Origin of the sequence: Subtercola frigoramans (assembly GCF_016907385.1) — a bacterium.
GTDB lineage: Bacteria > Actinomycetota > Actinomycetes > Actinomycetales > Microbacteriaceae > Subtercola > Subtercola frigoramans.
In genome coordinates, this window is record NZ_JAFBBU010000001.1 from 345,317 (window position 1) to 370,622 (window position 25,306).

27 protein-coding genes are annotated in these 25,306 nt (G+C 66.5%); 18 read left to right on the forward strand and 9 right to left on the reverse strand.

The genetic code is table 11. From position 1 onward, the window contains the following. Positions 1-123: 123 nt before the first annotated feature. From JOE66_RS01680 to JOE66_RS01710, 7 genes are all read left to right on the forward strand, one after another. Complete coding sequence (locus JOE66_RS01680) at positions 124-978, forward strand: IclR family transcriptional regulator (protein WP_205106420.1); 855 nt, start codon at positions 124-126, stop codon at positions 976-978. Further along, positions 957-2,234, forward strand: coding sequence for a flavin-containing monooxygenase (locus JOE66_RS01685; RefSeq protein WP_307827002.1), 1,278 nt, complete (start codon positions 957-959; stop codon positions 2,232-2,234). Before JOE66_RS01680 ends, JOE66_RS01685 begins: the two co-directional genes overlap by 22 nt. A gap of 8 nt (positions 2,235-2,242) precedes the next feature. After that, positions 2,243-2,686 (forward strand): RidA family protein, encoded by a 444-nt coding sequence (locus tag JOE66_RS01690; protein ID WP_205106421.1) that lies wholly within the window; start codon positions 2,243-2,245, stop codon positions 2,684-2,686. Further along, positions 2,683-3,360, forward strand: a complete 678-nt coding sequence (locus JOE66_RS01695; RefSeq protein WP_205106422.1) for a DUF1028 domain-containing protein — start codon at positions 2,683-2,685, stop codon at positions 3,358-3,360. Before JOE66_RS01690 ends, JOE66_RS01695 begins: the two co-directional genes overlap by 4 nt. 176 nt (positions 3,361-3,536) lie before the next feature. Continuing rightward, positions 3,537-4,940, forward strand: coding sequence for an FAD-binding oxidoreductase (locus tag JOE66_RS01700; protein WP_205106423.1), 1,404 nt, complete (start codon positions 3,537-3,539; stop codon positions 4,938-4,940). Next, positions 4,937-6,505, forward strand: coding sequence for a histidine ammonia-lyase (hutH, locus tag JOE66_RS01705; protein WP_205106424.1), 1,569 nt, complete (start codon positions 4,937-4,939; stop codon positions 6,503-6,505). Before JOE66_RS01700 ends, hutH begins: the two co-directional genes overlap by 4 nt. After that, positions 6,502-7,620, forward strand: coding sequence for an aminotransferase class I/II-fold pyridoxal phosphate-dependent enzyme (locus tag JOE66_RS01710; protein WP_205106425.1), 1,119 nt, complete (start codon positions 6,502-6,504; stop codon positions 7,618-7,620). The genes hutH and JOE66_RS01710 overlap by 4 nt, the downstream gene beginning before the upstream one ends. On the opposite strand, the gene JOE66_RS01715 is transcribed toward JOE66_RS01710, so the two are convergent. Then, positions 7,607-8,140: a HutD/Ves family protein gene (locus JOE66_RS01715; RefSeq protein WP_205106426.1), complete on the reverse strand. Its 534-nt coding sequence runs from the start codon at positions 8,138-8,140 to the stop codon at positions 7,607-7,609. The two genes, JOE66_RS01710 and JOE66_RS01715, sit on opposite strands and share 14 nt — an antisense overlap. Positions 8,141-8,263: 123 nt before the next feature. Between JOE66_RS01715 and hutU the strand changes: the two genes are divergently transcribed. From hutU to hutI, 3 genes are all read left to right on the forward strand, one after another. Continuing rightward, the gene (hutU, locus tag JOE66_RS01720) at positions 8,264-9,925 is read left to right on the forward strand and encodes a urocanate hydratase (RefSeq protein ID WP_205106427.1); all 1,662 of its coding nucleotides are present in this window, start codon (positions 8,264-8,266) and stop codon (positions 9,923-9,925) included. A gap of 70 nt (positions 9,926-9,995) precedes the next feature. Continuing rightward, complete coding sequence (locus JOE66_RS01725; RefSeq protein WP_205106428.1) at positions 9,996-11,336, forward strand: formimidoylglutamate deiminase; 1,341 nt, start codon at positions 9,996-9,998, stop codon at positions 11,334-11,336. Beyond that, on the forward strand, positions 11,333-12,505 hold the full coding sequence (gene hutI, locus JOE66_RS01730) for an imidazolonepropionase (RefSeq protein WP_205106429.1): 1,173 nt from the start codon (positions 11,333-11,335) through the stop codon (positions 12,503-12,505). The genes JOE66_RS01725 and hutI overlap by 4 nt, the downstream gene beginning before the upstream one ends. Positions 12,506-12,550: 45 nt before the next feature. Here the strand turns inward: hutI and JOE66_RS01735 are convergent, their stop codons facing one another. Next, the gene (locus JOE66_RS01735; protein WP_205106430.1) at positions 12,551-13,381 is read right to left on the reverse strand and encodes a helix-turn-helix transcriptional regulator; all 831 of its coding nucleotides are present in this window, start codon (positions 13,379-13,381) and stop codon (positions 12,551-12,553) included. A 100-nt stretch (positions 13,382-13,481) separates the two neighbouring features. On the opposite strand from JOE66_RS01735, the gene hxlB reads away from it, so the two are divergent. Together hxlB and hxlA are read left to right on the forward strand one after the other, a co-directional pair. Further along, positions 13,482-14,066: a 6-phospho-3-hexuloisomerase gene (gene hxlB / locus JOE66_RS01740; protein WP_205106431.1), complete on the forward strand. Its 585-nt coding sequence runs from the start codon at positions 13,482-13,484 to the stop codon at positions 14,064-14,066. Between the two features lie 72 nt (positions 14,067-14,138). After that, positions 14,139-14,762, forward strand: a complete 624-nt coding sequence (hxlA, locus tag JOE66_RS01745) for a 3-hexulose-6-phosphate synthase (protein ID WP_205106432.1) — start codon at positions 14,139-14,141, stop codon at positions 14,760-14,762. 37 nt (positions 14,763-14,799) lie between these two features. Here hxlA and JOE66_RS01750 read toward each other — a convergent pair whose 3' ends face one another. Beyond that, positions 14,800-16,161 (reverse strand): NtaA/DmoA family FMN-dependent monooxygenase, encoded by a 1,362-nt coding sequence (locus tag JOE66_RS01750; RefSeq protein WP_205106433.1) that lies wholly within the window; start codon positions 16,159-16,161, stop codon positions 14,800-14,802. A gap of 117 nt (positions 16,162-16,278) precedes the next feature. Further along, positions 16,279-16,848 carry a TetR/AcrR family transcriptional regulator gene (locus JOE66_RS01755; RefSeq protein ID WP_205106434.1) on the reverse strand — a complete coding sequence of 190 codons (570 nt, stop codon included), beginning with the start codon at positions 16,846-16,848 and terminating at the stop codon, positions 16,279-16,281. 216 nt (positions 16,849-17,064) lie between these two features. Here JOE66_RS01755 and JOE66_RS01760 point away from each other — a divergent pair, with 216 nt between their 5' ends. Then, the gene (locus tag JOE66_RS01760; protein WP_205106435.1) at positions 17,065-18,444 is read left to right on the forward strand and encodes an NAD-dependent succinate-semialdehyde dehydrogenase; all 1,380 of its coding nucleotides are present in this window, start codon (positions 17,065-17,067) and stop codon (positions 18,442-18,444) included. Between the two features lie 296 nt (positions 18,445-18,740). On the opposite strand, the gene JOE66_RS01765 is transcribed toward JOE66_RS01760, so the two are convergent. Continuing rightward, positions 18,741-19,172, reverse strand: a complete 432-nt coding sequence (locus JOE66_RS01765) for an Hsp20/alpha crystallin family protein (protein WP_205106436.1) — start codon at positions 19,170-19,172, stop codon at positions 18,741-18,743. Between the two features lie 169 nt (positions 19,173-19,341). On the opposite strand from JOE66_RS01765, the gene JOE66_RS01770 reads away from it, so the two are divergent. Continuing rightward, positions 19,342-20,202: a class II glutamine amidotransferase gene (locus JOE66_RS01770; RefSeq protein WP_239518187.1), complete on the forward strand. Its 861-nt coding sequence runs from the start codon at positions 19,342-19,344 to the stop codon at positions 20,200-20,202. Positions 20,203-20,214: 12 nt separating this feature from the next. On the opposite strand, the gene JOE66_RS01775 is transcribed toward JOE66_RS01770, so the two are convergent. Then, positions 20,215-20,562: a helix-turn-helix domain-containing protein gene (locus JOE66_RS01775; protein ID WP_205106437.1), complete on the reverse strand. Its 348-nt coding sequence runs from the start codon at positions 20,560-20,562 to the stop codon at positions 20,215-20,217. Positions 20,563-20,665: 103 nt separating this feature from the next. On the opposite strand from JOE66_RS01775, the gene JOE66_RS01780 reads away from it, so the two are divergent. Further along, complete coding sequence (locus JOE66_RS01780) at positions 20,666-21,061, forward strand: hypothetical protein (RefSeq protein WP_205106438.1); 396 nt, start codon at positions 20,666-20,668, stop codon at positions 21,059-21,061. Positions 21,062-21,102: 41 nt separating this feature from the next. Here the strand turns inward: JOE66_RS01780 and JOE66_RS01785 are convergent, their stop codons facing one another. Continuing rightward, complete coding sequence (locus tag JOE66_RS01785; protein ID WP_205106439.1) at positions 21,103-21,648, reverse strand: CGNR zinc finger domain-containing protein; 546 nt, start codon at positions 21,646-21,648, stop codon at positions 21,103-21,105. 71 nt (positions 21,649-21,719) lie between these two features. On the opposite strand from JOE66_RS01785, the gene JOE66_RS01790 reads away from it, so the two are divergent. After that, the gene (locus tag JOE66_RS01790; RefSeq protein ID WP_205106440.1) at positions 21,720-22,718 is read left to right on the forward strand and encodes an EamA family transporter; all 999 of its coding nucleotides are present in this window, start codon (positions 21,720-21,722) and stop codon (positions 22,716-22,718) included. A 181-nt stretch (positions 22,719-22,899) separates the two neighbouring features. On the opposite strand, the gene JOE66_RS01795 is transcribed toward JOE66_RS01790, so the two are convergent. Then, complete coding sequence (locus JOE66_RS01795; RefSeq protein WP_205106441.1) at positions 22,900-23,340, reverse strand: OsmC family peroxiredoxin; 441 nt, start codon at positions 23,338-23,340, stop codon at positions 22,900-22,902. Between the two features lie 91 nt (positions 23,341-23,431). Continuing rightward, positions 23,432-23,887 (reverse strand): MarR family winged helix-turn-helix transcriptional regulator, encoded by a 456-nt coding sequence (locus JOE66_RS01800; RefSeq protein ID WP_205106442.1) that lies wholly within the window; start codon positions 23,885-23,887, stop codon positions 23,432-23,434. A 109-nt stretch (positions 23,888-23,996) separates the two neighbouring features. Here JOE66_RS01800 and JOE66_RS01805 point away from each other — a divergent pair, with 109 nt between their 5' ends. Together JOE66_RS01805 and JOE66_RS01810 are read left to right on the forward strand one after the other, a co-directional pair. Continuing rightward, a complete protein-coding gene (locus JOE66_RS01805) occupies positions 23,997-24,464 on the forward strand; it encodes an S-ribosylhomocysteine lyase (protein ID WP_239518188.1) in 468 nt (155 codons plus the stop codon). Further along, complete coding sequence (locus JOE66_RS01810) at positions 24,461-25,285, forward strand: 5'-methylthioadenosine/S-adenosylhomocysteine nucleosidase (RefSeq protein WP_205106443.1); 825 nt, start codon at positions 24,461-24,463, stop codon at positions 25,283-25,285. The genes JOE66_RS01805 and JOE66_RS01810 overlap by 4 nt, the downstream gene beginning before the upstream one ends. The last annotated feature ends 21 nt before the right edge of the window (positions 25,286-25,306 follow it).

Below are 25,306 nucleotides of genomic sequence, written 5' to 3' on the forward strand. Positions count from 1 at the left end.
TTACGCCCAGATTTCGCCTGGGTTCGTGCATCGATTGAATAGATGCGAATCATCGTATTTCACTATTTGACTGATGTACTTCGACGGGTGAGTCTGTACAAGACCCTGCGTTGAGGAGCCTGTATGTCGATTGTCAAGCCAGAACCGCCGCGCGAGCAACCCGGACCGCGGATGCCGGCCGTTCGAAACTGTATTGCCGTGCTTCGCCTGCTCGGCACGTCGACCAGGCTGGTTTCGGCCGGCGCCCTGGCACGCTCGCTGAGTATGCCCCGCTCGAGCATGTACCAGCTGTTGCAGGTGCTGGTCGATGAGGGGCTGGTGGTGCACGTCGCCGATGTCGCCGGCTTCGCCCTGGGAGACGGCATCTTCGAACTCGGCAGTTCGTACTCTCGCCGTTCTTCGCTGGAGAACCTCGCCCAACCGTTGCTTGTTCGACTGGCGCGTACGGTCGGCGAGTCGGCCACTCTCTCCATTCTGCAGGGCAGCGAGATCGTCTACCTTGCGAAGGAGCAACCCCGGCGGCCCGTCTCGCTCGTGAGCGACCCGGGTGTGCACCTGCCGGCTCATCTCACGGCGTCGGGGCGTGCCATGCTCGCAGCCCTCCCGCGGCCCGAGGTTCTGGCGTGGTTCTCCGACGCTGACACCTTCGGAACACGCGGTGGTCGCGGCCCGCACTCGCTGCGCGAACTGCGCGCGCTGCTGGCCGAAGACGCCCTCCGTGGCTGGTCGGTCGAGGCCGACACCGTGACGGACGGCATCACCTGCATCGCCGCGGCCGCCTTCGACAGGACCGATCGCCCCGTGGCGGCCGTGACGGCATCATTCCCCACCAGGCGCGGAGAGGGCCGCCGTGACGAGATCGCCCGCGAGGTCGTGCGTGCAGCCGATGAACTCACGCGCCGGATGCACGGGCCTGTGCCCGATCGCCAGCACACGACGGGCTTTCCGGTTCCGTCGTGGGCAGCGAGGACCAGTTGACGGCCCGTCTGGAGGGCAACAGCGTCGATGTGGTCGTGGTGGGAGCCGGGCAGGCCGGTGTCGCGATGAGCGAACACCTGGGCAGAGCGGGCATCTCTCATCGCGTGTTCGAGCGCTCCCGCATCGCGGAGAAATGGCGCTCTGGGCGGTGGGACTCCCTGGTCGCGAACGGGCCAGCCTGGCACGACAGGTTTCCCGGTCGTGCTTTCGAGGGGGACCAGGACGCCTTCGCGGCGAAATCCGATGTCGCCGACTACTTCGAGGCCTACGCGAACCAGATCAACGCCCCCATCGAGTGCGGCGTCGAAGTGACAAGTGTCAGGCGGCGCAGCGGCCACCCCGGGTTCACCGTCGAGACGACTGCGGGAAGCCTCTACGCACGCTACGTTGTTGCGGCGACCGGGCCCTTCCAGACGCCGGCCATCCCGCGCATCGTGCCGGCTTCGGCCGGCGTCACGCAGATCCACTCGGCTGACTACCGAAATCCCGAGCTGCTGTCCGAGGGAGCCGTGCTCGTTGTCGGCGCCGGCAGTTCGGGCGTGCAGATCGCCTCAGAACTTCGAGCTGCAGGGCGCGAGGTCTACCTCTCTGTGGGGCGTCATGACCGGCCGCCGCGGCGCTACCGGGGCCGTGACAACGTCTGGTGGCTCGGCGTTCTCGGCAAGTGGGAGGCGCCGACCCCTCCTGCTGGGGCCGACCATGTGACGATCGCCGTCAGTGGAGCCCACGGCGGCCACACGATCGACCTGCGTGACCTCGCAGCAGCGGGGATCACCCTGGTCGGGCCCACAACTGGCTACCACGAAGGCACGGTGCACTTCAGCGATGACCTGCTGGAGAACATGGCCAGCGGGGATGCCAACTACCTCTCGGTTCTGCGCGAGGCAGACGCCTACGTGGAACGGAACGGCCTCGATCTGGCCAGGGAACCGGAGGCTCACGTTCTCGGGCCCTACCCCGAAAGCGCGACGACCCCCCTGGAGGAGCTCGACCTTGCCCCAGCGGGCGTCACGTCCATCGTCTGGGCGACGGGCTACACCACCGATTTCACCTGGCTCAAGGTGGACGCCTTCGATCAATCGGGCCGGCCGCAGCACGTGCGCGGTGTCTCCAGCGAACCCGGTGTCTACTTCCTCGGCCTGCCGTGGTTGTCGGGCCGCGGTTCGAGTTTCATCTGGGGCGTGTGGCACGACGCGAAGTATGTCGCCGACCGGATCCAGATCCAGCAGAGTTATGCCGCCTACGGAAGGAACTGATCCCCGCCATGCACCACACCCGAATTCGCCCCTTCAACACCCGCGACACCTACCCCGAACAGAACCTGGACAATGATCTGTGCCAGGCGGTCGTCGCCAACGGAATGGTATACATCCGCGGTCAGATCGGGCAGGATCTCGACACCCGTGAATCGGTGGGAATCGGCGATGTCGAAGCGCAGGCGGAGAAGGCGATGGCCAACGTCGCCATGCTCATCGGGGAGGCCGGAGGAACCCTCGAGGATGTGGTCAAGGTTGTCGTCTACCTCGTCGACGTCAGGTACCGCGAAACGGTCTACCGGGTGATGGGTGCGTGGCTTCGCGGCGTGTACCCGGTCAGCACGGGAATCGTGGTGTCGGCCCTGGCGAGACCCGAGTGGCTCGTCGAGATCGACGTGACCGCCGTTCTGCCCAGCGCTTCGACAGCGGCGACAGCTGCGACGCCGCTGTGACCTTCAGCCTCGTGGCCCGCGACGGTGCGACTGGAGCGATCGGAGCCGTCATCTGTTCATCATCGCCTGCGGTGGCAGCGCGGTGCGTTCACCTGGGTGACGGAACGGGCGGAGTCTTGTCACAGAACGTCACCGACCCGAGACTCGGGCCGCGCCTTCTCGACCTGCTCGCCCAAGGGCTGACCGCACCAATCGCCCTTGCTTCGCTGGTCTCCTCGTCACCTGAGATGCAGTGGCGCCAGCTGGTGGTCGTCGACACCTCGGGCAACACGGCGATTCACTCCGGCTCGAACGCACTTGGAATCGTCGGCGAGCACGCCGAAGGGGGAGCCGCTGCCGCTGGCAACATGCTCGCCACCCCCGACGTGCCCCGGCAGCTCGTCGAGGCCTGGCATGCCAGTTCCGGGGCCATCGAAGTGCGATTGCTCGCGGCATTCGAGGCTGCGATGACTGAAGGGGGAGAGGCGGGGCCCGTACACTCTGCGGGGCTGTCGGTCATCGACGGTCACGGCTGGCGAGTGACCGACCTGCGCGTGGACTGGTCAGAGGACCCCCTGGACGATCTCCGAACCCTCGTCGAAATCTGGCTGCCGCAGCGCGATGCCTACATCAGCCGCGCCCTGACTCCTGATGCCTCACCCACGTACGGGGTTCCGGGCGATTCACGCGTATGAGGCGCGCCGGGCGGTACCCCGGGCATCCAACACGCGTCGTTCAGGCGCGGCGTCCCCGGTGAGGGCGTGTCCGATTTCTCAGACAGAATCCCACTCAATGTGCCCTCTGGCACCGGCCCAGCGCTGATGATTGTTCCCTGACCACTGAACGTCGATCCACGCGAGGAGCAGCACGTATGACGAAGACCACCGAGGCGGAGGGTGTCGTCTCGGCGCTTCGTGCACTGCTGCCCCTCGGTGCGGTTTCGACAGAACCGACCGTGCTCCAAGCGAAGTCGCACGACAGGTCGCATCACTCGAGTGCCACTCCGATCGCTGTTGTCACGTGTCGCTCGACCGAAGACGTGTCGGCAGCCGTGGCGGTCTGTGCACTCCACCGAGTGCCGATGGTGCCACGGGGCGCTGGAACGGGGCTCGAAGGAGGCGCGAACGCGGTGGCGGGCAGCGTGGTGCTCGATCTCAGCCCGATGAACCGGATCATTGCGATTCACGACGGCGACTTCGATGCCGTCGTGCAGGCGGGAGTGATGAAGAGTGAGCTGAATACGGCACTGGAGCCGCACGGGCTCTTCTTCGCAGCCGGCCCCGGCGTCGACGCTTCGATCGGCGGGATGATCTCCACCCGCGCCAGCGGAATGAACGCCGTGCGCTACGGCACCATCCGCGAGAATGTGCTCGGGCTCACCGTGGTGCTCGCCGACGGGAGTGTCATCCGAACGGGGTCACGCACCAGGAAGTCGGCTGCTGGGTACGACCTCACGCATCTCATGATCGGTGCGGAAGGTACCCTCGGCATCGTGACCGAGGCGATCGTTCGGGTGGTCGGCGTGCCAGAGGCCAGCGTGACACTGATCTGCAGTTTCGAGACGATGTCGCAGGCGACCGGCGTGGTCTACCAGGCCCTCAAGCGGGAGGTGCCGATCTCGCGGGTCGAGCTCGCCGACACGGCGCAGATCGTCGCCATCAACCGCTACTGTGGAACGACGTTCAGCGAGCTGCCCACCCTGTTCTTCGAGGTGCAGGGGCGACCTGCCGGCATCGCCGAAGATGGTGCGACCCTTCGGGTGCTCGCCGAGGAGGCGGGGGCCATCGGTGTCCGCACAACGACCGGGAAGGCCGAGGCCGACGAGATCTGGCGAGCGCGGGTCGATGCCCTGCCGGCGGCCGGAGCCCTCATCGCCGGTGCGAGCACCTGGTCGACAGATGTCTGCGTACCGATCTCCCGCTTGGCCGAGTGCATCGAAGCGACGATCGTCGACGTCGAGGCGAGCGGCCTGCTCGCCCCCATCGTCGGTCACGTGGGCGACGGCAACTTCCACCTGGCGATCGTGCTCCCCGAAGGAGACGGAGACGTCTGGGCGAAGGCAGTCGCCCTCAACGACCGGCTGATTGTGCGAGCACTCTCGATGGACGGCACGTCGACAGGCGAGCACGGCATCGGAGTGGGCAAGGTGCACTCCCTCGAACTCGAGCACGGAGACTCCCTGCCGGTGATGCGAGCGATCAAAGCAGCCCTCGATCCCCACGCACTACTCAGCCCGGGCAGCGTGTTCCCGCAAACCGGAAGGACTACCTCATGACCATCACCTCGAGTGCCGTCGGCGACGTCAGATCACGGCGTGTCGAAGTCGGAATCGGCCCGCTGTCATTCGACGACGTCGTCGCTGTCGCACGGCGGGGCGCCCAGGTCACCCTGGCCGAGGCGTCGCTTGAAGAGATGGCACGAAGTCGCGCGGTCATCGACCGCCTCGCTGAAGACTCCGTGCCGCACTACGGCGTCTCGACCGGGTTCGGAGCACTCGCATCGAAGTCGATCCCGGTCGCGATGCGGGAACGCCTCCAGCAATCGCTCGTTCGCTCCCACGCTGCGTCGAGCGGCACCGAAGTCGAGCGCGAAGTGGTGCGGGCGCTCATGCTGCTGCGACTCTCCACGCTGGCCACCGGTCGCACCGGGGTGCGCCCCCTCGTCGCAGAGGCATATGCCGCCGCGCTCAACGCCGGCATCACCCCGATCCTCGGTGAGTACGGGAGCCTCGGATGCTCGGGAGACCTGTCTCCGCTGGCACACTGTGCGCTCATGATCATGGGCGAAGGCGACGTGCGTGACGCCGAGGGAATCGCCATGCCCGCGAGTGAGGCTCTGGCCGCGGCGGGTGTGAACTCGGTGTCGCTGCGGGAGAAGGAGGGCCTTGCGCTGATCAACGGCACCGACGGCATGCTCGGCATGCTCGTGCTGGCCATCACCGACCTGCGCAGGCTCGTGACGCTCGCCGACATCGCCGCGGCGATGAGCATCGAAGGTCTCCGGGGCACTGACGCGGTCTTCGCCGCCGACCTGCAGGCTCTGCGGCCGCATCCTGGGCAGGCTGCGAGCGCCGCCAACATGCGTGCCGTCCTCGCCGGCAGCCCGATCATCGCCGAGGGCGCAGAATCCTTCCTCCGGGTGCAGGATGCCTATTCGCTCCGCTGCGCACCGCAGGTGCACGGTGCCGTGCGCGACACCCTCGAGCACGCCGCCGTCGTGGCGGGGCGGGAACTCGAGAGTGCCGTCGACAATCCCGTCGTCACGCTCGACGGGCGCGTGGAATCGAACGGCAATTTCCACGGGGCACCGCTCGGCTACGTGCTTGACTTCATCGCCATCGCGGTGGCCGACCTGGCCTCGATCTCCGAACGGCGTACCGATCGCTCGCTCGACCCGGCCCGGAGCCACGGCCTTCCGCCGTTCCTGGCTGGTGATCCCGGCGTGGATTCCGGCCTGATGATCGCCCAGTACACCCAGGCGGCGATCGTGAGTGAGCTGAAGCGCCTGGCTGTGCCCGCCAGCGTGGATTCGATCCCCTCCAGCGCGATGCAAGAGGACCACGTGTCGATGGGATGGTCGGCCGCCCGCAAACTCCGCCGAGCGATCGACGGAGCCCAGAGGGTCATCGCCATCGAGTTGCTCACGGCATCCCGAGCCATCGACCTGCGATCTCCTGCGCTCCCGGGCCCCGTGAGTGCAGCCGTGGTCGCCCGTATCCGCGAGCGCGTCGCGGGGCCGGGCCCCGACCGCTTTCTCGCCCCAGACATCGCCGCACTCGTTGAACTGGTGGTCTCAGACGCGATCCTCGACGCGGCCTCCGGCGCCGCCGAACTCGTATGACCGGGCCGACATCGGGCTGGTCTGCACGCACCCTCTCGGCGCAGCTGCCCGCACCTCGAGCCGCGCTCGCTGCGATTCCCGCGTACTCCTCCGCCCCGGCGAGCGCAGTTCCCGTTTCGATACGCGCGTCGTCGAACGAAGCGCCAGATGGCGTGTCGAGCCTGGTGAAGGCGGCGGTGCTCGCCCGCCTGGAGACGGCGAACCGGTATCCGCTCCTGGGTGCCACCGAGGTCGCCCGGGCCATCGCCGATCACCTCGGCGCAGACGAATCCGAGGTCGCTGTCGCAGACGGTTCGCTCTCGCTGCTCAACTATCTGCTCCTGGCGTACTGCACGCCGGGTTCGACGGTGGTGGCCGCCTGGCGAAGCTACGAGGCTTACCCGATCTGCATCCGCACGGCTGGTGCAGAGCCGGTCCTGGTGCCGAACACCCCCGACGGAGGCCACGACCTCGACGCGATGGCGGCCGCGGTGAACGCCTCCACAGCAGCCGTGATCGTGTGCACACCGAACAATCCGACGGGTGTCGCCCTGACGCACACCGCGATCATAAGGTTCCTCGCGCAGGTGCCGCCGCGCGTGCTGGTGGTGCTCGACGAGGCCTACCTCGACTTCGACGACTCCGCCGACCCGCCGCGCAGTCGTGAACTGCTCGCCGCACATGCGAATCTGGCGGTGCTCCGAACCTTCTCGAAGGCCTACGGGCTGGCGGGCCTGCGAATGGGATACGTCGTTGCCCATCCGAAGGTCATCGGTTCCCTGCGCAAGGTGCTCCCGCCGTTTCCCGTCAGCGCCCTGACCGCCGCCGCCGCTGTGGCTGCCATCGGCGACCAGGCCTATCGGGAAGCGATCGTGTGCGCCGTGATCGACCAGCGCGCAGCGCTTGTCAGGATGCTCGACCAGCGTGGAGTCGCGCACACCGACTCCCGGTCGAACTTCGTCTGGCTCCCCCTCGGAGACGCGAGCCAGACGCTCGGGGCGCTTTGCGCCGAGCGCGGAATGAGCACGCGCGTATTCGCCGGCGAGGGAATCCGGGTCTCGCTGGGCGAGCCTGGCCTGCTCGAGGCTTTCACCGACGCCATAGACGCCCTGCTGGGCGACGTTACTGCGGCCTGATCGAGGCGACAGCAACGACGCCGGTTCCCCTGATGGCGACCGTGCCGCCGAAGATCGTGTCTCCGAACGCCAGTGGCGCACCGAGCGCTGAGAGCGAGCCGTCGAGTACGACAATGGCGACGGTATCGGCGGGCGACTCGTAGCGGCCGTCGACCTTGACCGCTTCGAGCACCGGTGTGCCCGTGCCGTGCCGCACCATGAGGTTCAGGTCGTGACCGTCGGGGCCTCCCGCCACGGAGACCGCTGCCTCGCCGCCGAACGTGAGCACCTCGTACTGGGCGAGCGACACGGCCGAGCCGTCGACGACGAGATCCAGGCCTTCGGTGGCGAGAACCATGAGCGCCCTGTCGATGCCGGGGAGCGGGGAGAAGGGTGCTGCCGCACCCACCGTGGCAATCGACAGTCGCACGTCGAATTCGCCGGTCGCCGGGCTTCGAAGCACTTCTGTCGTGGTGCCTGCTCCGTTTGCCCAGGAGGTGGGGGAGAGCTGCGTGAAGCGAATGACGTGGGGTGTCGGCATGCCTCCATCATGCGCCCGCGTTGGTTCCCCGGTGCCTGCCTGATGCGGCGGACTGTCCAAGATGTGGGACAACTGGTGTGAATTGGTGGGGCCGAATCGCCGGATCTGCGGTGAGATGGTGTCATGGTCGATTCTCAAGCCCGCCCCGTCCGCGCCGCACGCGGGAGCATCCTCACCGCGAAAGCCTGGCCCCAGGAGGCCGTGATGCGCATGCTCATGAACAACCTCGATCCCGAAGTCGCCGAACACCCGGATGACCTTGTGGTGTACGGCGGTACAGGCAGGGCCGCCCGCAGCTGGGATGCCTACGACTCGATCGTGAAGTGCCTCACCGAGCTCGAATCCGACGAGACCCTCATCGTGCAGTCGGGCAAGCCGGTCGGCGTGCTTCGCACCCACGAGTGGGCTCCGCGGGTCATCATCGCCAATTCGAATCTCGTGGGCGACTGGGCGAACTGGGCGTACTTTCGCGAGCTCGAACGCCAGGGCCTGATGATGTACGGCCAGATGACGGCCGGATCGTGGATCTACATCGGCACGCAGGGCATTCTAGGTGGCACCTATGAGACCTTTGCCGAAGTGGCACGCCAGCGCTTCGGCGGCACCCTCGCCGGAACGATCACCCTCACCGGAGGATTGGGAGGGATGGGTGGTGCACAGCCTCTCGCCGTCACCATGAACGGGGGTGTCGCGATCTGCGTCGATGTCGATGACTCGCGAATCAAGCGTCGAATCGAACACGAGTACCTCGATGTGCAGGCCGCCGACATCGACGATGCCCTCCGGCTCGCGACGCAGGCCCGCGACGCGGGCGAGCCGCTCAGCATCGGGCTGCTCGGCAATGCCGCAGAGATATTTCCCGCCCTGCTCGCGCGCAAGGCGCCGATCGATGTCGTGACCGACCAGACTTCGGCCCATGACCCTCTGTCGTATCTCCCGGTCGAGGTGGCCTTCGATGAATGGAAGTCGGCCCGCGAAGCCGATTCCGCACTCTTCGTCGAGCAGTCTCGGCGCTCGATGCGTCTCCAGGTGGAGGCGATGGTGGGCTTTCTCGACCTCGGTTCTGAAGTATTCGACTACGGAAACAACATCCGCACAGAGGCGAAGACAGCAGGATACGACCGCGCTTTTGCGTTCCCGGGATTCGTTCCCGCATACATCAGGCCGCTGTTCGCCGAGGGTAAGGGCCCGTTCCGCTGGGTCGCCCTCTCGGGTGATCCAGCCGACATCGAGCGCACTGACCAGGCGATTCTCGAGCTCTTCCCCGAGAACGAGACGCTGCATCGCTGGATAACCATGGCCCAGGAGAAGGTGCACTACCAGGGACTGCCCGCCCGCATCTGTTGGCTGGGTGCCGGCGAGCGGCACCTGGCCGCCCTGAAGTTCAACGAACTCGTGGCTTCGGGCGAGATCACCGCCCCGATCGTTATCGGCCGCGATCACCTCGATGGTGGATCGGTCGCCTCTCCCTACCGGGAGACGGAGGCGATGAAAGACGGTTCGGACGCGGTTGCCGACTGGCCCCTGCTCAATGCCCTGCTCGCCACAGCCTCCGGCGCGACGTGGGTCTCGATCCACCACGGCGGCGGTGTCGGCATCGGCCGGTCGATCCATGCCGGGCAGGTCTCCGTGGCCGACGGTACCCCCCTGGCCGCCGAGAAGCTCGCGCGGCTGCTCTGGAATGACCCGGCGTCGGCCGTTCTTCGGCACGCAGACGCAGGCTATGAAGAAGCCATCGACGCTGCTGAGCGTCTCGGCATCACCGTCCCGATGCATCGGGGCTGACAGTGAGCCGTTTCGAGTGCATCCGCGTCACGGACGCAGCTAAACAGCACACGCCGGGATCGGCTGTGCCGTGAGCGAGGATGGCCGGGCATACTGGGCGAGAAATGCCTGGGTGCGGGGTGCGATCCGCGAGAACGTGCGTATCACCGCGGCCGCCGACGGCACGATCTCTGCGGTCGACACCGATACGCCGTGCGCCGCTGGCGATGTGGTTCTGGGCGGCGTTGTCTACCCAGGCGCCGTGAACGCGCACTCGCATGCTTTTCATCGCCTGCTGCGGGGCCGCACGCACGCCGATGGCGGCAGCTTCTGGACCTGGCGGGAACTGATGTACAAAGAGGCCGACGCGCTCGAACCCGACAGGTACGAGGCAATCGCCACCGCCGTGTACGGCGAGATGGTCGCGGCGGGGTGGACCTCGGTTGCTGAATTCCACTATGTGCATCACCGCACAGACGGCTCCCCGTACGGCCATCCGCACGCATTCGAGCAAGCCCTGGCCCGCGCAGCGACAACGGCGGGCATCCGACTCACGCTGCTCGACACCTGTTATCTCGCGGGCGGGTTCGGGCAGCCGCTGAGCCCGGGGCAGCGCCGGTTCGGCGACGGTACTGTGCGGGCCTGGCTCGACCGGCACCGCTCGCTGGGCGCTTCGCTGTCAGACGAGTTCGATGATCGGTTCGTCTCCGTGGGTGCAGCTGTTCACTCGGTGCGTGCGGTTCCCGTCGAGGCGCTCGAAATCCTGGCGGGCGAACTCGACCCCAGGCTCCCCCTTCACATCCACCTCTCGGAACAACCCGCGGAAAACGACGCCTGCCGCGAGGCCACAGGGCGCACGCCGACGGAGCTGCTGCACGATGTCGGCCTCCTTCGCCCGACCCTCTCGGCGGTGCATGCCACCCACCTCACCCCGAACGATGTGGGGCTGCTCGGTGAAGCTGGAGGCACCGTGGTGATGTGCCCCACGACCGAGGCAGACCTCGGGGATGGGATCGGCCCCGCACGGGCACTTCGCGACGCGGGCGTGCGGATCGCGCTCGGCACCGACCAGCATGCCGTTATCGACCCGTTCCTCGAGGCGCGCGGGCTCGAATACGGCGAACGACTCGCCTCCGGGCAACGGGGGCGCTTCAGCCCGCAGGAACTGCTCGCGGCAATGGGATCCGGCGGCTCCGCGAGCGTCGGGCGGCCGGTCGGCCTGATCGAACCCGGGCAGCCGTGCGACTTTATCGAGGTCGACCCGGGTAGCGCCCGAACATCAGGAAGTGAGCTCGGACAGATCGTGATGACCGGCACGGCCGCAGACGTCATGAGCGTCGTGATCGGTGCCGAGCGTGTCGCCCGTCGAGGCGTACACGAGACGCTGGGCGACATCGGGGCGTTCTTCGAAAGCGCGAGAGGCAGAAGATGAGCGAACTCATCACAGAGATCGGCGAACTGATGACCCAGGATGCCGAGCACAGCGTGCTCCGCAATGCAGCGGTGGTCGTCGACCAGGGCAGAATCGCCTGGATCGGGTCGTCGTCGCGGCCCCCTGCGGCAGACACCGTGACGCGCCTCGATGGCCGGGCCGTTCTGCCGGGCTGGGTCGATTCGCACAGTCATCTGATCTTCGCCGGAGATCGCACCCGCGAGTTCGAAGCGCGCATGGCAGGCGAGAGCTACACCGCGGGCGGGATCGCCGTCACAACGAATGCCACACGACAGATCGGCGACTCAGAACTCGGCCGGCTGGCCAGGGCCCGGGTGGCCGAGGCCGTGTCGCAGGGAACGACCTACCTCGAGACGAAGACCGGCTACGGCCTCACCGTGCGCGACGAGGAGCGCAGTGCATCCATCGCCCACGACGAAGTCGACGAGTCGACCTTTCTCGGCGCCCACCTCGTGCCCGATGGCCTCGACTCCGACGAGTACGTCGACCTCGTGTGCGGTGAGATGCTGGATGCTGTGCTCCCGTTCGTGCGCTGGGCCGACGTGTTCTGCGAACGCGGAGCCTTCTCGGTCGACCAGTCACGCCGCGTTCTCACTGCCGCTCGCGACGCCGGGCTCGGGCTGAGGGTGCACGGCAACCAGTTGGGCCACGGCGGGGGCATCCGGCTTGCCGTCGAGCTGGGGGCATCGAGCGTCGATCACTGCAACTACGTGTCGGCAGAAGACCTCGAGGCCCTCAGTGGCAGCTGGGCCGGGCGACAGGGCACCGTGGCAACCGTGCTCCCTGCCTGCGACCTCTCGACCAAGGCGCCCCTCGCCCCCGCGCGCCGCCTTCTCGATGCGGGTGTCGAGGTGGCGATCGCGACCAATTGCAACCCTGGCACGTCGTACACGAGCTCCATGGCGTACTGCGTTGCCACCGCGGTGCTGCAGATGGGGCTCAGCGTCGACGAAGCCGTTCGTGCCGCGACGCGCAACGGCGCCCTCGCACTGGGGCGCGAGGCCGGCCTCGACGCCGTGGGCTCGATCGTCGTCGGGCACCGGGCCGACCTGCACGCTCTCGACGCCCCCTCGGCGACCCATCTGGCCTATCGTCCCGGGGTGCCGCTCACTCACGGTGTCTGGCGACGGGGTGTCAGGGTGGTGTGATGAGGGGTTCGGTGTGACGCGCTCGATTTGACGGGAGTACGCCGATCAGTGCTTCACCAAGGCCGCAAGCTCGGTTCGAGTCGAGACACCGGCCTTTCGCAGGAGATTCGACACGTGGAATTTGACGGTGTTCTCGCTGATCCCCAGGTTCAGAGCGATTTCGCTGTTGCGCGCACCGGTGGCGACGAGTTGGAGCACCTCGCGTTCACGCCCAGACAGTTCGACGTGTTCGACGAACCTGTCGGGCTCGGCAGGAGGGTCCAGTGGCAGCCGGATGTCGAGGGATGATCCCCAGCCGGGCGTCGATGAAACCTGCAGTTCGCCATCAAGGGCAGAGACCCGCTCCGCAATGGGCCGCAGCGAATCGTCGTGCGCCGTCAGTTCACCGGCCCCGTCATCGCGGATTCCGATCAGCAGGTTGAGGCCATCGCAATCCCACTGGATGCGCACCCGTCGGGTATCGCGCTGGTAGACGAGGGCGAGCACGGCGCTCCTGACGATCGCTCGTGCTGAATGCGCGACTTCCCCGGGCAGCGCGCGGCCGGTCGTGGGGGGCTCGATGAACTGCACGTCGAGGTCACCGAACCTCTCGAGCGGGCGCAGGTCGCTGCGCAGGCGGGCGAATGCACCGGCGACGGGCTCGAGCATGCTGCTGCGCTGCTCGTCTGTCACCATGCGGAGCCCGACGAGCGCGGTGGTCGCGATGTCGATCGACAGGGTTCTCGCCGCCCGGTCGTCGAGGCGAGTCGATCGGAGAACGGCAAGCAGCGACTCCAGCGTCACCGCATGGCGATCGGCCTGTTCCGCCACCGTGCGCGCATGCTCGAGCAGGGACTGTCGGGAGGCGGGAGAGTCGAGCTCGGTGTGTTCACCCATACCCTCAACCTACCCGCTCAAGCCGACCTACTCTTTCGGGTAGGTATAACCCGCTGATCCGGCGGGTGCCTTTCGAGCACCGGCGCGGAAGCATGAAGGCATGGATGTTCTGCAGACCGGTGTCGGCCCCTCCCTGACGCGTATCGGCGATGAGCTCGGCGCCGTGATCGACCAGCTCGCTTCGGGGGAGAATACGTCGACCCCACTGGAACGCGTTGCCGACCTCATCGAGGGCTCCTCGCGCGTATTCGTTCTCGGTGCGGGGCGCTCAGGGCTCGCCCTGCAGATGACGGCGATGAGGCTGATGCACCTCGGCCTCGAGGTGCACGTGGTGGGAGAGGTCACGGCGCCAGCGATCGGTGCGAACGACCTCCTGCTCACCGCGAGCGGCTCGGGCGCCACCGGTGGAATCGTGCGCGCCGCCAACGTGGCTGTCGTCGCGGGAGCCCAGGTGGCAGTCATCACCACGGCTGACGACTCCCCCCTGGCGCAATACGCCTCAGCCGTCATCGTTGTGCCCGCCGCTGCAAAGCTCGACCGGACTGGTTCTGCGTCGGCCCAGTACGCGGGCAGCCTCTTCGAGCAGGCCGTGGTCGTTCTCGGAGACGCCCTGTTCGATTCCCTGTGGAAGCGCAGCGGGCAGAGTGCCGATGAACTCTGGCCCCGGCACGCCAACATCGAATAGCCCCTCCGCGTCAGCCCCCACGCTTCAGCCACCTTTTTCATCCACAAACCACCCGCACAACGAAGGAACACAATGAAACTGCAATTCGCCATGGACACCCTCACCACAGAGGTCGCACTCGAGCTCGCCGCGGCCGCCGCACCCTACGTCGACATCCTCGAACTCGGCACTCCGCTGATCAAGAGCGCCGGCCTCTCCGCCGTCACCGCGATCAAGGCGGCTCACCCCGACAAGATCGTCTTCGCCGACCTCAAGACCATGGATGCAGGGGAACTCGAAGCAGACATCGCCTTCACCGCCGGCGCTGACCTCGTCACTGTGCTCGGCTCGGCGGGAGACAGCACGATCATCGGCGCCGTCAAAGCGGCGAAGAAGCACGGAAAGGGAATCGTTGTCGACCTCATCGGTGTCGCCGACAAGCCCAAGCGGGCCAAGGAAGTGGTTGCTCTCGGCGTCGAGTTCGTCGAGATGCACGCCGGTCTCGATGAGCAGGCCGAGCCGGGCTTCACCTTCTCGAAGCTGCTCCGCGATGGTGAAACCGCTGGCGTACCATTCTCGGTCGCCGGCGGCGTAAACGCCGCGAGCGTCGCTTCGGTTCAGCTCTCAGGTGCCCTGGTGGCAGTGGCCGGCGGCGCCATCTACGGCGCTCCCGACGTGGGAGCCGCCGCAGCTGAGATCCGCGCAGCAATCATCTAGCACCGATCAACAGGGCCCGTCGAATCGGCTCCGTGGATCACACCGTCACCCGGGACCTGCGGAAACGCGCTCCCGGGTGGCTGTCTGGAAGGGTGCGCTGGCCCTCGCCGAAGAAGTGCTCGCGGAGGGTGGTGCCGACGAGCGACTCCTTGATGAGCCCGCGACGCCGGAGCTCCGGCATCACCTCAGCGAAGAAACGGTCGTTCCTGCCGTCGGGGTCGGGTTGCACGAGGAACCCGTCTGCACCGGTCTCCTCGATCATCGCCTCTGCCTGGTCGGCCACCTCGACGGCCGAGCCGAGGAACGGCTTGCCCATCACGCCATTCGCACGGAACTCCTCGAGCACCTCGCGAACGGTAGGGGCGCTCGGGCCGAGGAACCTCTCGACGTTGGTGCGACCGTTGTCGCCTGATGCCGCGGCCGAGGGGATCGGCTTGTCGGGGTCGAGCGCGAGAAGGTCGATTCCGGTGAAGTACGAGTAGAGCGTGGCAGCCTCCTCGAGGGAGACGGCAGCGATTGCCTCTTCGTATTCGGCAACGGCCTGTTCCATCGTGTCGGCCACCCGGAAGGTACCGGCGATGAGGCACCGCAGGGCGTCCGGCCCGCGGCCGTATTCGACGGCGCGGCGCCTGATGTCGGAGATCTGGTCGGCGAGTGCCTTGGACTCCGCAGCGAGGAACACGGCCTCGGCGTACCGGGCGGCCAGGTCGCGGCCGGCCTCAGATGCACCCGCCTGGAACAGCGTGGGCGTCACCTGCGGGCTGGGGGGTGTCACGAGCAGGCCCGTCGACTGGAAGTACGGCCCGTCGTGCTCGACCTCGTGCACCTTCGTCGGGTCGGCCCAGACTCCGGTGGCCGCGTCGCGCTTCCAGGCATCCGGCTCCCACGAACCCTCCCAGAGCTTCAGCGAGAGCTCGACGTGGTCGGCTGCCTTCGCGTAGCGGTCTGCGTGTGCCATGAGAGGCTCGCCGAAGAGCAGGGCCGAGGCGGCCTGGGCCGAGCCGGTCACGATGTTCCACCCGACGCGCCCGCGCGAGAGGTGGTCGAGAGTGCGGAACTGCCGCGTGACAACGGGAGGCGACTCGACCATCGTCGACACGGTCGTGACCAGGCCGATGTGCTCGGTCACCGCGGCGAGCGCAGAGATGAGCATCTGGGGGTCGATCGTCGAGAAGTTCACGTCACGCTCGATCGCGTTCGGGATCACCTGGTCGTCGGCCGTCGGATAGCCGTAGGAGTCGGCGAGGAAGAGAAAATCGGCACCATTCGCCTCGCAGGCCTTGGCGAGGTCGGTCCAGTACTCGATATCGGTGAAATCGGGGCCGTCGAAGCCGGGGGTCCTCCAAGTCGGGCGTGCCCTCGTGACGTGGAACATTCCGATCGTGAGTGTCTTCTTCATGATTCTTCCCAGCGCATAAAAGTGAACAGTTCAGTTCACTTTAGTCCCGCTGGCATTTCCGGCGCATTTCAGAGGCGACACGTTTGTGTGACGGGTCGTTGGCAGGGCGGCACCGGTTCAGGGCTGAAGCAGGGCCTCGGTCAGCGCATCCACGCCGACGCGATAGGACTCGCGCAGGCTGGCGGGTTCGGCATCGGCGAGCAGGGCGAACTGCATTCCGCGCCAGACTGCCAGCAAGTGGGTGCCCCAGAGTGCGGCGGAACGATCATCCGCCCCCTCTGCGACGAAGATCTCGGCCAAGTCTTCGGCCCAGCGATGCGTGGAGGGGTGCAGGTCATTGCGCCACCGTTCGGGGTCGCCCATTGCTGCACCGAAGCGCTGGAAGAACAGCACGAGATACGGTCTGTTCTCTGGCGCGGCAAGGTCGTCCCAGGCGGCATAGAGCCGTTCGTTCAGGTCGCCCTCGCCACGCAGGCGGGCGAACATCGTCTCGAGGCGCGGGAAGCGCACGAATGCCCGCACGCAGGCCTCGTCGAGCAGCTTCTCGCGGGAGCCGAAGTAGTAGAGCAGCATGCGGTTGTTTGAGCCGATCTCGCGCGAGATCGCACTCATGCTGAGGTCGAGAACACCGACCCGCAGGATGAGATCGATGACCAGATCCAGCAGTCGCTGTCGTTCGGGCTTCATAGCTGCAACTTACACGGCAGTCTCGGCGACGAGACCTGACGCGCCCGCGGTCACCGGCGGGTATGAGCCGAAGAGCCAGTAGCCAGCCGGTGCTTCCCGATCGGCTCAGTGTGAAGTTTCACAACGGTGGGCTGTGGCTCTGGGCAGCGGTGCCCTGCGGCCAATACGATGGGCGACGCAGCCATTTCGACCGCTTCGAAGAAAGATCGTTGACTCATGAGCCACTATGCCGTTGTAGATCCTTCGACAGGGGAGACCCTGCGCGAGTACCCCACCATCACCGACGAGGCGCTGGTCGAGGCGATCGGCGAAGCCGACGCTGCGTACCAGTCGTGGTCGCGAAAGGTTCCCCTCGGCACCCGCATCGCGCTCATTCAGAAGGTGGCCGATCTGCACCTCGAACGGCGCGAAGAACTCGCTGCCAGTGCCGTCCGTGAGATGGGCAAGCCGCTCGACCAGGCGCTGGGCGAAGTCGACTTCGCCGCAGCGATCTACCAGTACTACGTCGACAACGGGGCAGAGTACCTCGCCGATGAGCCGATCGCGCTCGCCGACGGCACCGGTTCGGCGATCATCCGCCGCTCTGGCCTGGGTGTGCTGCTGGGCATCATGCCGTGGAACTTCCCGTACTACCAGGTTGCGAGGTTCGCGGGCCCGAACGTGATCGTGGGCAACACGATCCTGCTGAAGCACGCGCCGCAGTGCCCCGAATCGGCCGAGGCGATCGCGAACATCTTCGCCGAGGCCGCCGCCAGCGTCGGCGCCCCCGCCGGTGTCTACGTCAACATCTTCGCAACCAATGAGCAGTCTGCCGTGGTGATCGCCGACCCCCGCGTTCACGGCGTCTCGGTCACCGGCTCGGAGCGTGCCGGCTCGGCCGTTGCCGAGCTCGCGGGCAAACACCTCAAGAAGGTCGTGCTCGAGCTGGGCGGATCAGACCCGTTCATCCTGCTGTCGACCGACGATCTGGATGCGGCGGTCACCGATGCGGTGAACGCCAGGCTCGACAACAACGGGCAGTCGTGCAACGCGGCCAAGCGGTTCATCGTCATCGACGATCTCTACGAGGAGTTCGCTTCGAAGTTCACGGCGGCATTCACTGCAGCCCAGCCCGCTGACCCGTTCGTCGAGGGCACGCTGCTCGGCCCGCTCTCATCTGCTGCGGCCACCGAGCGCCTTCAGGCCCAGCTCGACCGGGCCGTCGCCGAGGGTGCCACGGTTCTGGCCAGCGGCACCGCGACGGGCAACTTCTTCCCACCGGCGGTGCTCGCTGATGTCACCCCGCAGATGGCGGCCTACCGCGAAGAGTTCTTCGGGCCGGTTTCGGCGCTCTACCGGGTGTCGAATGAAGACGAGGCCGTAGCGCTCGCGAACGACACGACCTTCGGCCTGGGCTCCTACGTCTACACCACCGACCACGTGCAGGCCCTGCGGGTGGCCGATGCCATCGACGCTGGCATGGTGTGGGTCAACCTGGTGCTGGGCGACGCCGCAGAACTGCCTTTCGGTGGCGTGAAGCGCTCGGGCACGGGCCGCGAGATGGGTCGTTTTGCGCTCGAGGAATTCGTGAACAAGAAGCTCATCAGAGTGGCGTGACTCGTGCGTCAGGCGGATGAGTCGGGCGGATGAATCAGGCCGCGTGAACGATCGAGTCGAACTCGAGCTTGACGAGGTCGTTCTCGCTCAGGATCAGCTGGATGAACCGCTCTCCCAGTGGTTCATCCATCATTGTGGTACGAACCGTCAACGGTAGTCACCTCCTCATTAGCACCGTGTCTGCTGAAGGAACAGTGGCACCCTCCGCCTGCGGCAGGGGAGGGGCGGGGTCGTGCGCCACGAGTGTGGTGCCGTAAGTTCCCCGCCCCCTTCCCCGCCGTGCCTCGGGGCGGCGATCAGACGGTGATCGTCTTCTGGCTGTCGGCTTTCGACGCAGTGTTCACTTCGATCTTTCGCGGCTTGGCCTTCTCGCTGACCGGAATGGTCACCGAGAGTACGCCGTTGTCGTAGCTGGCTGAGATCTGCGACGAGTCGATTCCTTCACCGAGGCTGAACTGCCGGAGATAGGTTCCGTTCGGCCTCTCCTGGGCCAGCCACTTCACCCCCTCGTGGGCGGCGGCGGTCCGCTGGGCGCGAATCGTCAGGAGCTGCCCGTCGACGTCGACATCGACCGATCCGGGGTCGACGCCGGGGAGGTCGGCATTGAGCAGGTACTGGTCGCCGTCGCGATAGAGATCCACAGGCATGAACCGGGGGCCGGGGCGGAACTGCAGCAGGTTGCCGGTCAGCCGGTCGAGCTCGCTGAAAGGATCAAAAGACATTGCCATGATGAGGATTCCCCTTTCGTAAACATGAGTCCCTGTGACTCAACGTGGCAAAGATTTTAGCACTCCCTTAGTGAGAGTGCCAAGTCATTTCGCTTCCCACCCTGTCGGAGTAACGTGTGCAGCCATCGAGGGCTGCTGCCCGCGAGAGGCCGACAGTGCTGTCGTCCGGATGAAGGGAGTTGCAGAGATGTGCCGCTGGCTTGCCTACCGGGGAGAACCCCTTCACCCTTCACGCTTGATTCTGGATGCCCAGCACTCCCTTGTCGCCCAGTCGCTGAATTCACCGCTCGGCGCCGAGACCGTGAACGGAGACGGATTCGGGTTCGGCTGGTACCCCACAGGTGCCGTCGCTGGCAGTATTCCGGCCGTGTTCCACAGCATCGAGCCGGCCTGGCACGACGAGAACCTGCGCGAGCTGACCCGTGCCGTCGAGAGCCCCCTCTTCTTCAGCCACGTTCGCGCGGCGGCAGGGCCGCCCATCCAGCAGACCAACTGCCATCCGTTCCGCTACGAGAACTGGCTGTTCATGCACAACGGTGCGCTCGCCGGGTTCTCTGAGACGAAACGCGATCTCACGTTCGCAATCGACCCCTCGCTGTACCCGCACGTGCACGGCACCACCGACTCCGAAGTGCTCTTCCATCTCGCGCTGACGTTCGGTCTGCACGACGACCCTGTCGGTGCGATGACGAAGGCGGTGCAACTGGTCGAATCAGTCGGTCACGACCACGGGGTGAGGTTCGCCATGCAGGGCACGATCGCCGTCTCTGACGGGTCGACACTCTGGGCGTTCCGCTACTCGTCGGAGGGCCGCTCGCGCTCCCTCTTCCATTCTGCTGACGTTCCGAGCATCCGCGAGATGTACCCTGACGCCGAGAATCTGCGGAACTTCGGCGTCAGCGCGCAGGTGGTCGTCTCTGAACCCCTGGTCGACCTGCCGGGCGTGTTCCTGGAGGTGCCGGAGTCGACGGTGGTCGTGCTCGATGATGCGGGGTACCGACACGAGCCCTTCATGGCTTCGGCCGTCTGACCCGTCGCACCGTCAGCGCGACTGGCGGCGTTTGCCCACCCGGGGCGCGCCCTTGACGGCGGGCGTTCGGCCTTTGCCCTTCGACGCCTTCGCCTTGCCGCCGGGCGGCGCGACGGTCGCGGCGGCGTTGGCTGCCGACTTGGCCCGCTCGACCTGAGCCTTCTCGAGGAGGGCCTTGCCCGCTGCCGTGAGCGTGGTGGTCGGTGCGGTGTAGTCGAAGAGCGGGTAGCCGAGTTCGGCCTCGAGCTCCTTGATCGAGGCGACGAGGGTCGCGCGCGAGACGCCCTCTGAGCGCGCGGCGTGGGCGAAGTGCAGTTGTTCGGCCGCGGCGACGAAATGGCGCTGGAGTTCGTTCTTCACGGGCATCCCTTCGTTTCGCGACCGTCAAGCCCCAGACTACGCGGTGCCTCAGCCTCCCCGGTGGAATAGGGTCGCATCAGGTACTGACGAAAGAGGTTGGCGCATGACCGAACACGAACTTCACCAGATGTGGGCGACGACGAGGCTCCACATCATCCTGTCGCAGCTCGGGCCGATCGTTCTGCTGACGGCAAGCGTGGGGCTCGTGATGGCCGGGCTCGGTCACCAGCCGACGCCGATCAGGCTTGCGGCGGCACTCATTCTGCTCTCGACGGGGATTCTCGGCGCTCTCGCCCAGTTCTCTGCCGCCTCTGAAGCGCAGGCGATAGCCAATGACCTGATCGCGCTGCGTGGCTCGAGTGCGGTGAGTCGGCGCATCGTGGCATCGGCGGGGTACACGAACGTCGTCAAGTTCGTGACGCCGACGATCTTCGTGCTGACGTATGTCGCCCTGCTGTGGGCGATCTTCGCGCCGCCGGCCTACGGGGGCATGCAGTAGTCCTGCTGCCCAGTGACCCTGCTGCCCAGTGACCCTGATGCTCAGCCGCGGCGCTCGCGGAAGGCGATCATGTTCATACGGTTGCCGCACCGCACACTGCAGAACCGCTTCGAGCCGTTACGCGACAGGTCTGCCAACAGGCCCTCGCAGTCGTCGGCTGCGCACGCGCGGAGTCGTTCGTATTCGTCTGTGCGGATGACATCGACCAGGGCGAGGGCGACCTCGGCCATGATGCGTTCCTCGAGTGGCGCCTCGGGGCTGGTTGCGTGCAGGTGCCAGTCGAAGTCGTCGTGCCGCACGAGGAACGGCATCGCGCGGGATTCGGCGAGCATCGCATTGACTTCGTTCACCGCAGTGTCTCGGTCGAGCATCCAGATGCCCCTGAGCCTGGCTCTGGCGTGACGCACGGCGACGAGCTCGTTCTCGTCGCGGTCGAAGCGACCGGAGTAGCGGTGGGCGGTCAGCAGCGCCGTCAATTGAGCGGGCCTGCTGAGCTCGTCGCTGCCGCTTCGTGTCGCCCCGGCAACCGTGTTGGCGAGGGCGACGGTGAACTCCAGGGTGTCTTCCGTGTCAGGGGCAAAATGCAAATTGACTCCTTACTCGCGGCCAGACTAACGTCAATCCTGACGGGTTGTCCAGCACCCGGCCCAGGAGACCCATGAAACGCCCATCGATGACCGTCGGCCTTGCGATCGCTGTCGTCGCCGCGCTCACTTTCGGCACCTCCGGCGTGTTCATCAAGCCAGTGCTCGAGGCGGGCTGGAGTCCGGCGGCGGCGGTCACCGTTCGGGCTCTTGTCGGCGGAATCGTTCTCGCACCCTTCGCCATCGCCTCGCTGCGTGGCTCATGGGCTGCGCTCTGGCGGGCCCGGTGGCGCATCACGCTGATGGCCCTCATCGGGGTCGCGGGTACACAGTTGGCCTACTTCGCGGCGATCCAGCGTATTCCTGTGGGCACCGCGGTGCTCATCGAGTACCTGTCGCCGCTGCTGCTCGTCGTCTTCGTGTGCGTGCGGTCGCGAGCCCTGCCGAAGGCAGTCGTGCTGGTGGGCTCAGTGCTCGCTCTCGTCGGCATCGTGCTTGTCGTCTCGCCGGGGGGAGCCGCGGCTCTCGACCCGATCGGTCTGGTTCTCGCGCTCGCCGCCATGGTCGGGTGCGCGATCTACTACGTCGTCGCCGCCCAGCCCAGCGATGGGCTTCCCCCCGTCGCCCTGGCGGGGTTCGGCCTTCTGCTCGGCGGTGTGCTCCTCGGCATCATCGGTGCGACTGGCCTGGTGCCGTTCACGGCAACGTTCGGCGAGGTGGGGTTCTTCGGTGGTGTCGCGCCCTGGTGGGTACCGCTGGCCTTCGTCGGGGTCGTCAGCACGGCCATCGCCTACGCCACGAGCATCACGGCCAGCGAGATCCTCGGCTCGCGCATCGCGTCATTTGCGGGCCAGCTCGAAGTCGTCGCGGCCACCGTATTCGCATGGCTGCTGCTCGGCGAGACGCTCTCGATCGCCCAGCTCATCGGGGGCGCGCTCATCGTTGCCGGAATCGTGTTCGTGCGTCTGGAGAAGACCGCCTCCGGGCAAGTGGATGCTGCGCTCGAGCCCTTCGAACCGGTCGGTCTGCCCGCTCCCGGTGTTCCAGCCGGGTCGGCAAGGCTGGTTGAGTAGCGCGCTGGAGCGGTGGGTGAGCATCCGGTGGATGCTCACCGCGACGCCAGCACCGACGAAGCCGTGCGTCGTCGGTGGGGTACCGCTGGTTGAGTAGCGCCCAGCGCGTATCGAAACCCCCACGCGTTCAGGGTTTCGATACGCGGCACGATCTGCCGCCACTCAACCAGCGACGGTGGCTCTACTCTTCGAGCGCGGCGTCGAGCGTGATCTCCACGCCGGTCAGGGCCTTGCTGACAGGGCAGCCCGACTTTGCGTCATTCGCTGCGGCCAGGAAGGTCGCGCTGTCGATACCGGAGACCTCGCCACGAACGGTGAGGTGAATGCCGGTCAGGCGGAATCCACCGGCCGGGTCGGGGCCGAGCGAGACGTCGGCCTTCACGTCGAGAGCTTCGATCGTTCCGCCTGCCGCTCCCAGCACGGCAGAGAACTGCATGGCGTAGCACGCGGAGTGGGCTGCAGCGAGCAGCTCCTCCGGACTGGTGAATCCATTGGCGTCGTCGGCGGCGCGTTTCGGGAACGAAACGTCGTAGGTGCCGAGTTTCGAACTGCTGAGCTCGACCTGGCCTTCGCCTGTTTCGAGGCTGCCGTTCCAGGCGGTGCGAGCGGTACGTGTGGGCATCATTCTCTCTTTTCTCGTTCGGTTTTCAGTGGACGGATGAAGCTTCAGGTGCCAGTCTGGGCCGATCGGTCGGTATTGACTGCAGGGTCTGTCAGTCGTGGACTGCGCTTCGCACATGTTCCGCGACCGACACGACCTGCACCTGCAGGGCCTTCAGATCGGCCAGATCGAGGCCCGTGGCGGCGCAGATCTGTTCGGGAATGTGCGCCGCCTTCGCGCGGAGAGCCAGGCCCGCAGCCGTGAGGGAGACCCGCACGGTGCGTTCGTCTTCGGGCATGCGCGTACGGGTGAGCAGGCCGGCCGCCTCGAGCCGGCGAACCAACGGCGAGAGCGTGCCGGAGTCAAGGTGCAGGCGCTCGCCCAGCTGGCCGACGCTGACGCGGTCGGTCTGCCAGAGTACGAGCAACACCAGGTACTGGGGGTACGTCACGCCAAGGGGCTCGAGCAGCTCGCGATACCGGGCGGTGAGAGCCCGGGAGGCGTTGTACAGCGCGAAACAGATCTGCTCATCGAGCAGAAGAGGGTCGTTTGCGCCGTGCACGGTCATGTCGGTTACGATATCACACTGTGGGCAATCTAGTTGTGCACAATCTAAAGACAACGGCAATGGATGCCCGGCCTTCGCCACCCTCGGTGAACATAGAATTGGCAGCACTATGGATGAGCCCCGCATGAACGTAGAGTCGTTCAACCTCGACCACCGCACGGTGTCTGCCCCGTACATCCGGGTCGCCGATCGCAAGACCCTGCCGGCCGGCGACGTGATCACGAAGTACGACATTCGCTTCACTCAACCGAACAAGGCGCACCTCGACATGCCCGCTGTGCACTCGATCGAGCACCTCTTCGCCGAGAAGTCGCGCAATCATTCCGATGCCGTGATCGACTTCTCGCCGATGGGCTGCCAGACGGGTTTCTACCTGATTCTGCAGGGTGACCCGGCCTACGGCGAGGTCGAGGCGCTCGTCGCGACGACGATGAACGACATTCTGGCCGCGACCACTGTTCCTGCCGCCAACGAGGTGCAGTGCGGCTGGGGCTCGAACCACTCCCTCGAGGCTGCGCAGGCCGCAGCCGCGGCGTTCCTCGGCGGGCGCGGTTCGTGGAGCACCGTCTCAGCATGACCGACGCCATCCCGCGCGCCGCCAGCCCGCGCGCCGTCGTGATCGTGGCGATGGACGACGAAGCGGCGCCCTTCATCGAGCGCGCGACCGCGGTCGGCGAACCGCGCTCCGTCGGCAATGCGATCATCCGCGAGATAACGTTCGCGGGCGTGCCCGTGCTTCTTGTGCGCAGCGGCATCGGCTTGGTCAATGCAGCGGGCGCAGCCACGGCTGCCATCCTGGCCACCACGCAGGGCCCCGGCTCCCCGGTTCCGGTGGTCATCAGCGCCGGAACTGCCGGTGGTGTGGGCGAATCCGTGGCCGTCGGCGACGTCGTCATCGGTGGCACGTACATCAACATCGATGCCGATGCCCGTGCGTTCGGCTACGAACTCGGCCAGGTTCCCGGAATGCCGCCCTCCTACAGCGCCAGCCCGGAGCATCTCGATGCCCTCGCCGACGGCTCATGGATGCCCGCCCTCACCATCGCGAACTTTCCGGCCGATTCGAATGCACCCGGCGCCGCAGACTCCAGCACGGTGTCACCTGAAACAGCGCCGTCGACGATTCACGTGGGCCTCATCGTGTCGAGCTACTCGTTTGTGAGCGAGCCGCGTGCGCTGATCATCCGGGAGCAGTTCGCTGGTGCCCTGGCAACCGACATGGAATCGGTCGCCATTGCCCAGACCAGCTTCGTGCACGACCGACCCTTTCTTTCGGTGCGTGGCATCTCCGACCTCTGCGGCCCGGTAGCGAACGCTGACTTCCTGACCCACGTCGACGACGCGGCCGACCGTTCGGCCCAGGTGGTCGCCGCCCTGCTGCAGTATCTCCTCGCCTGAGGCCAGACCGGCTTGAGGCCG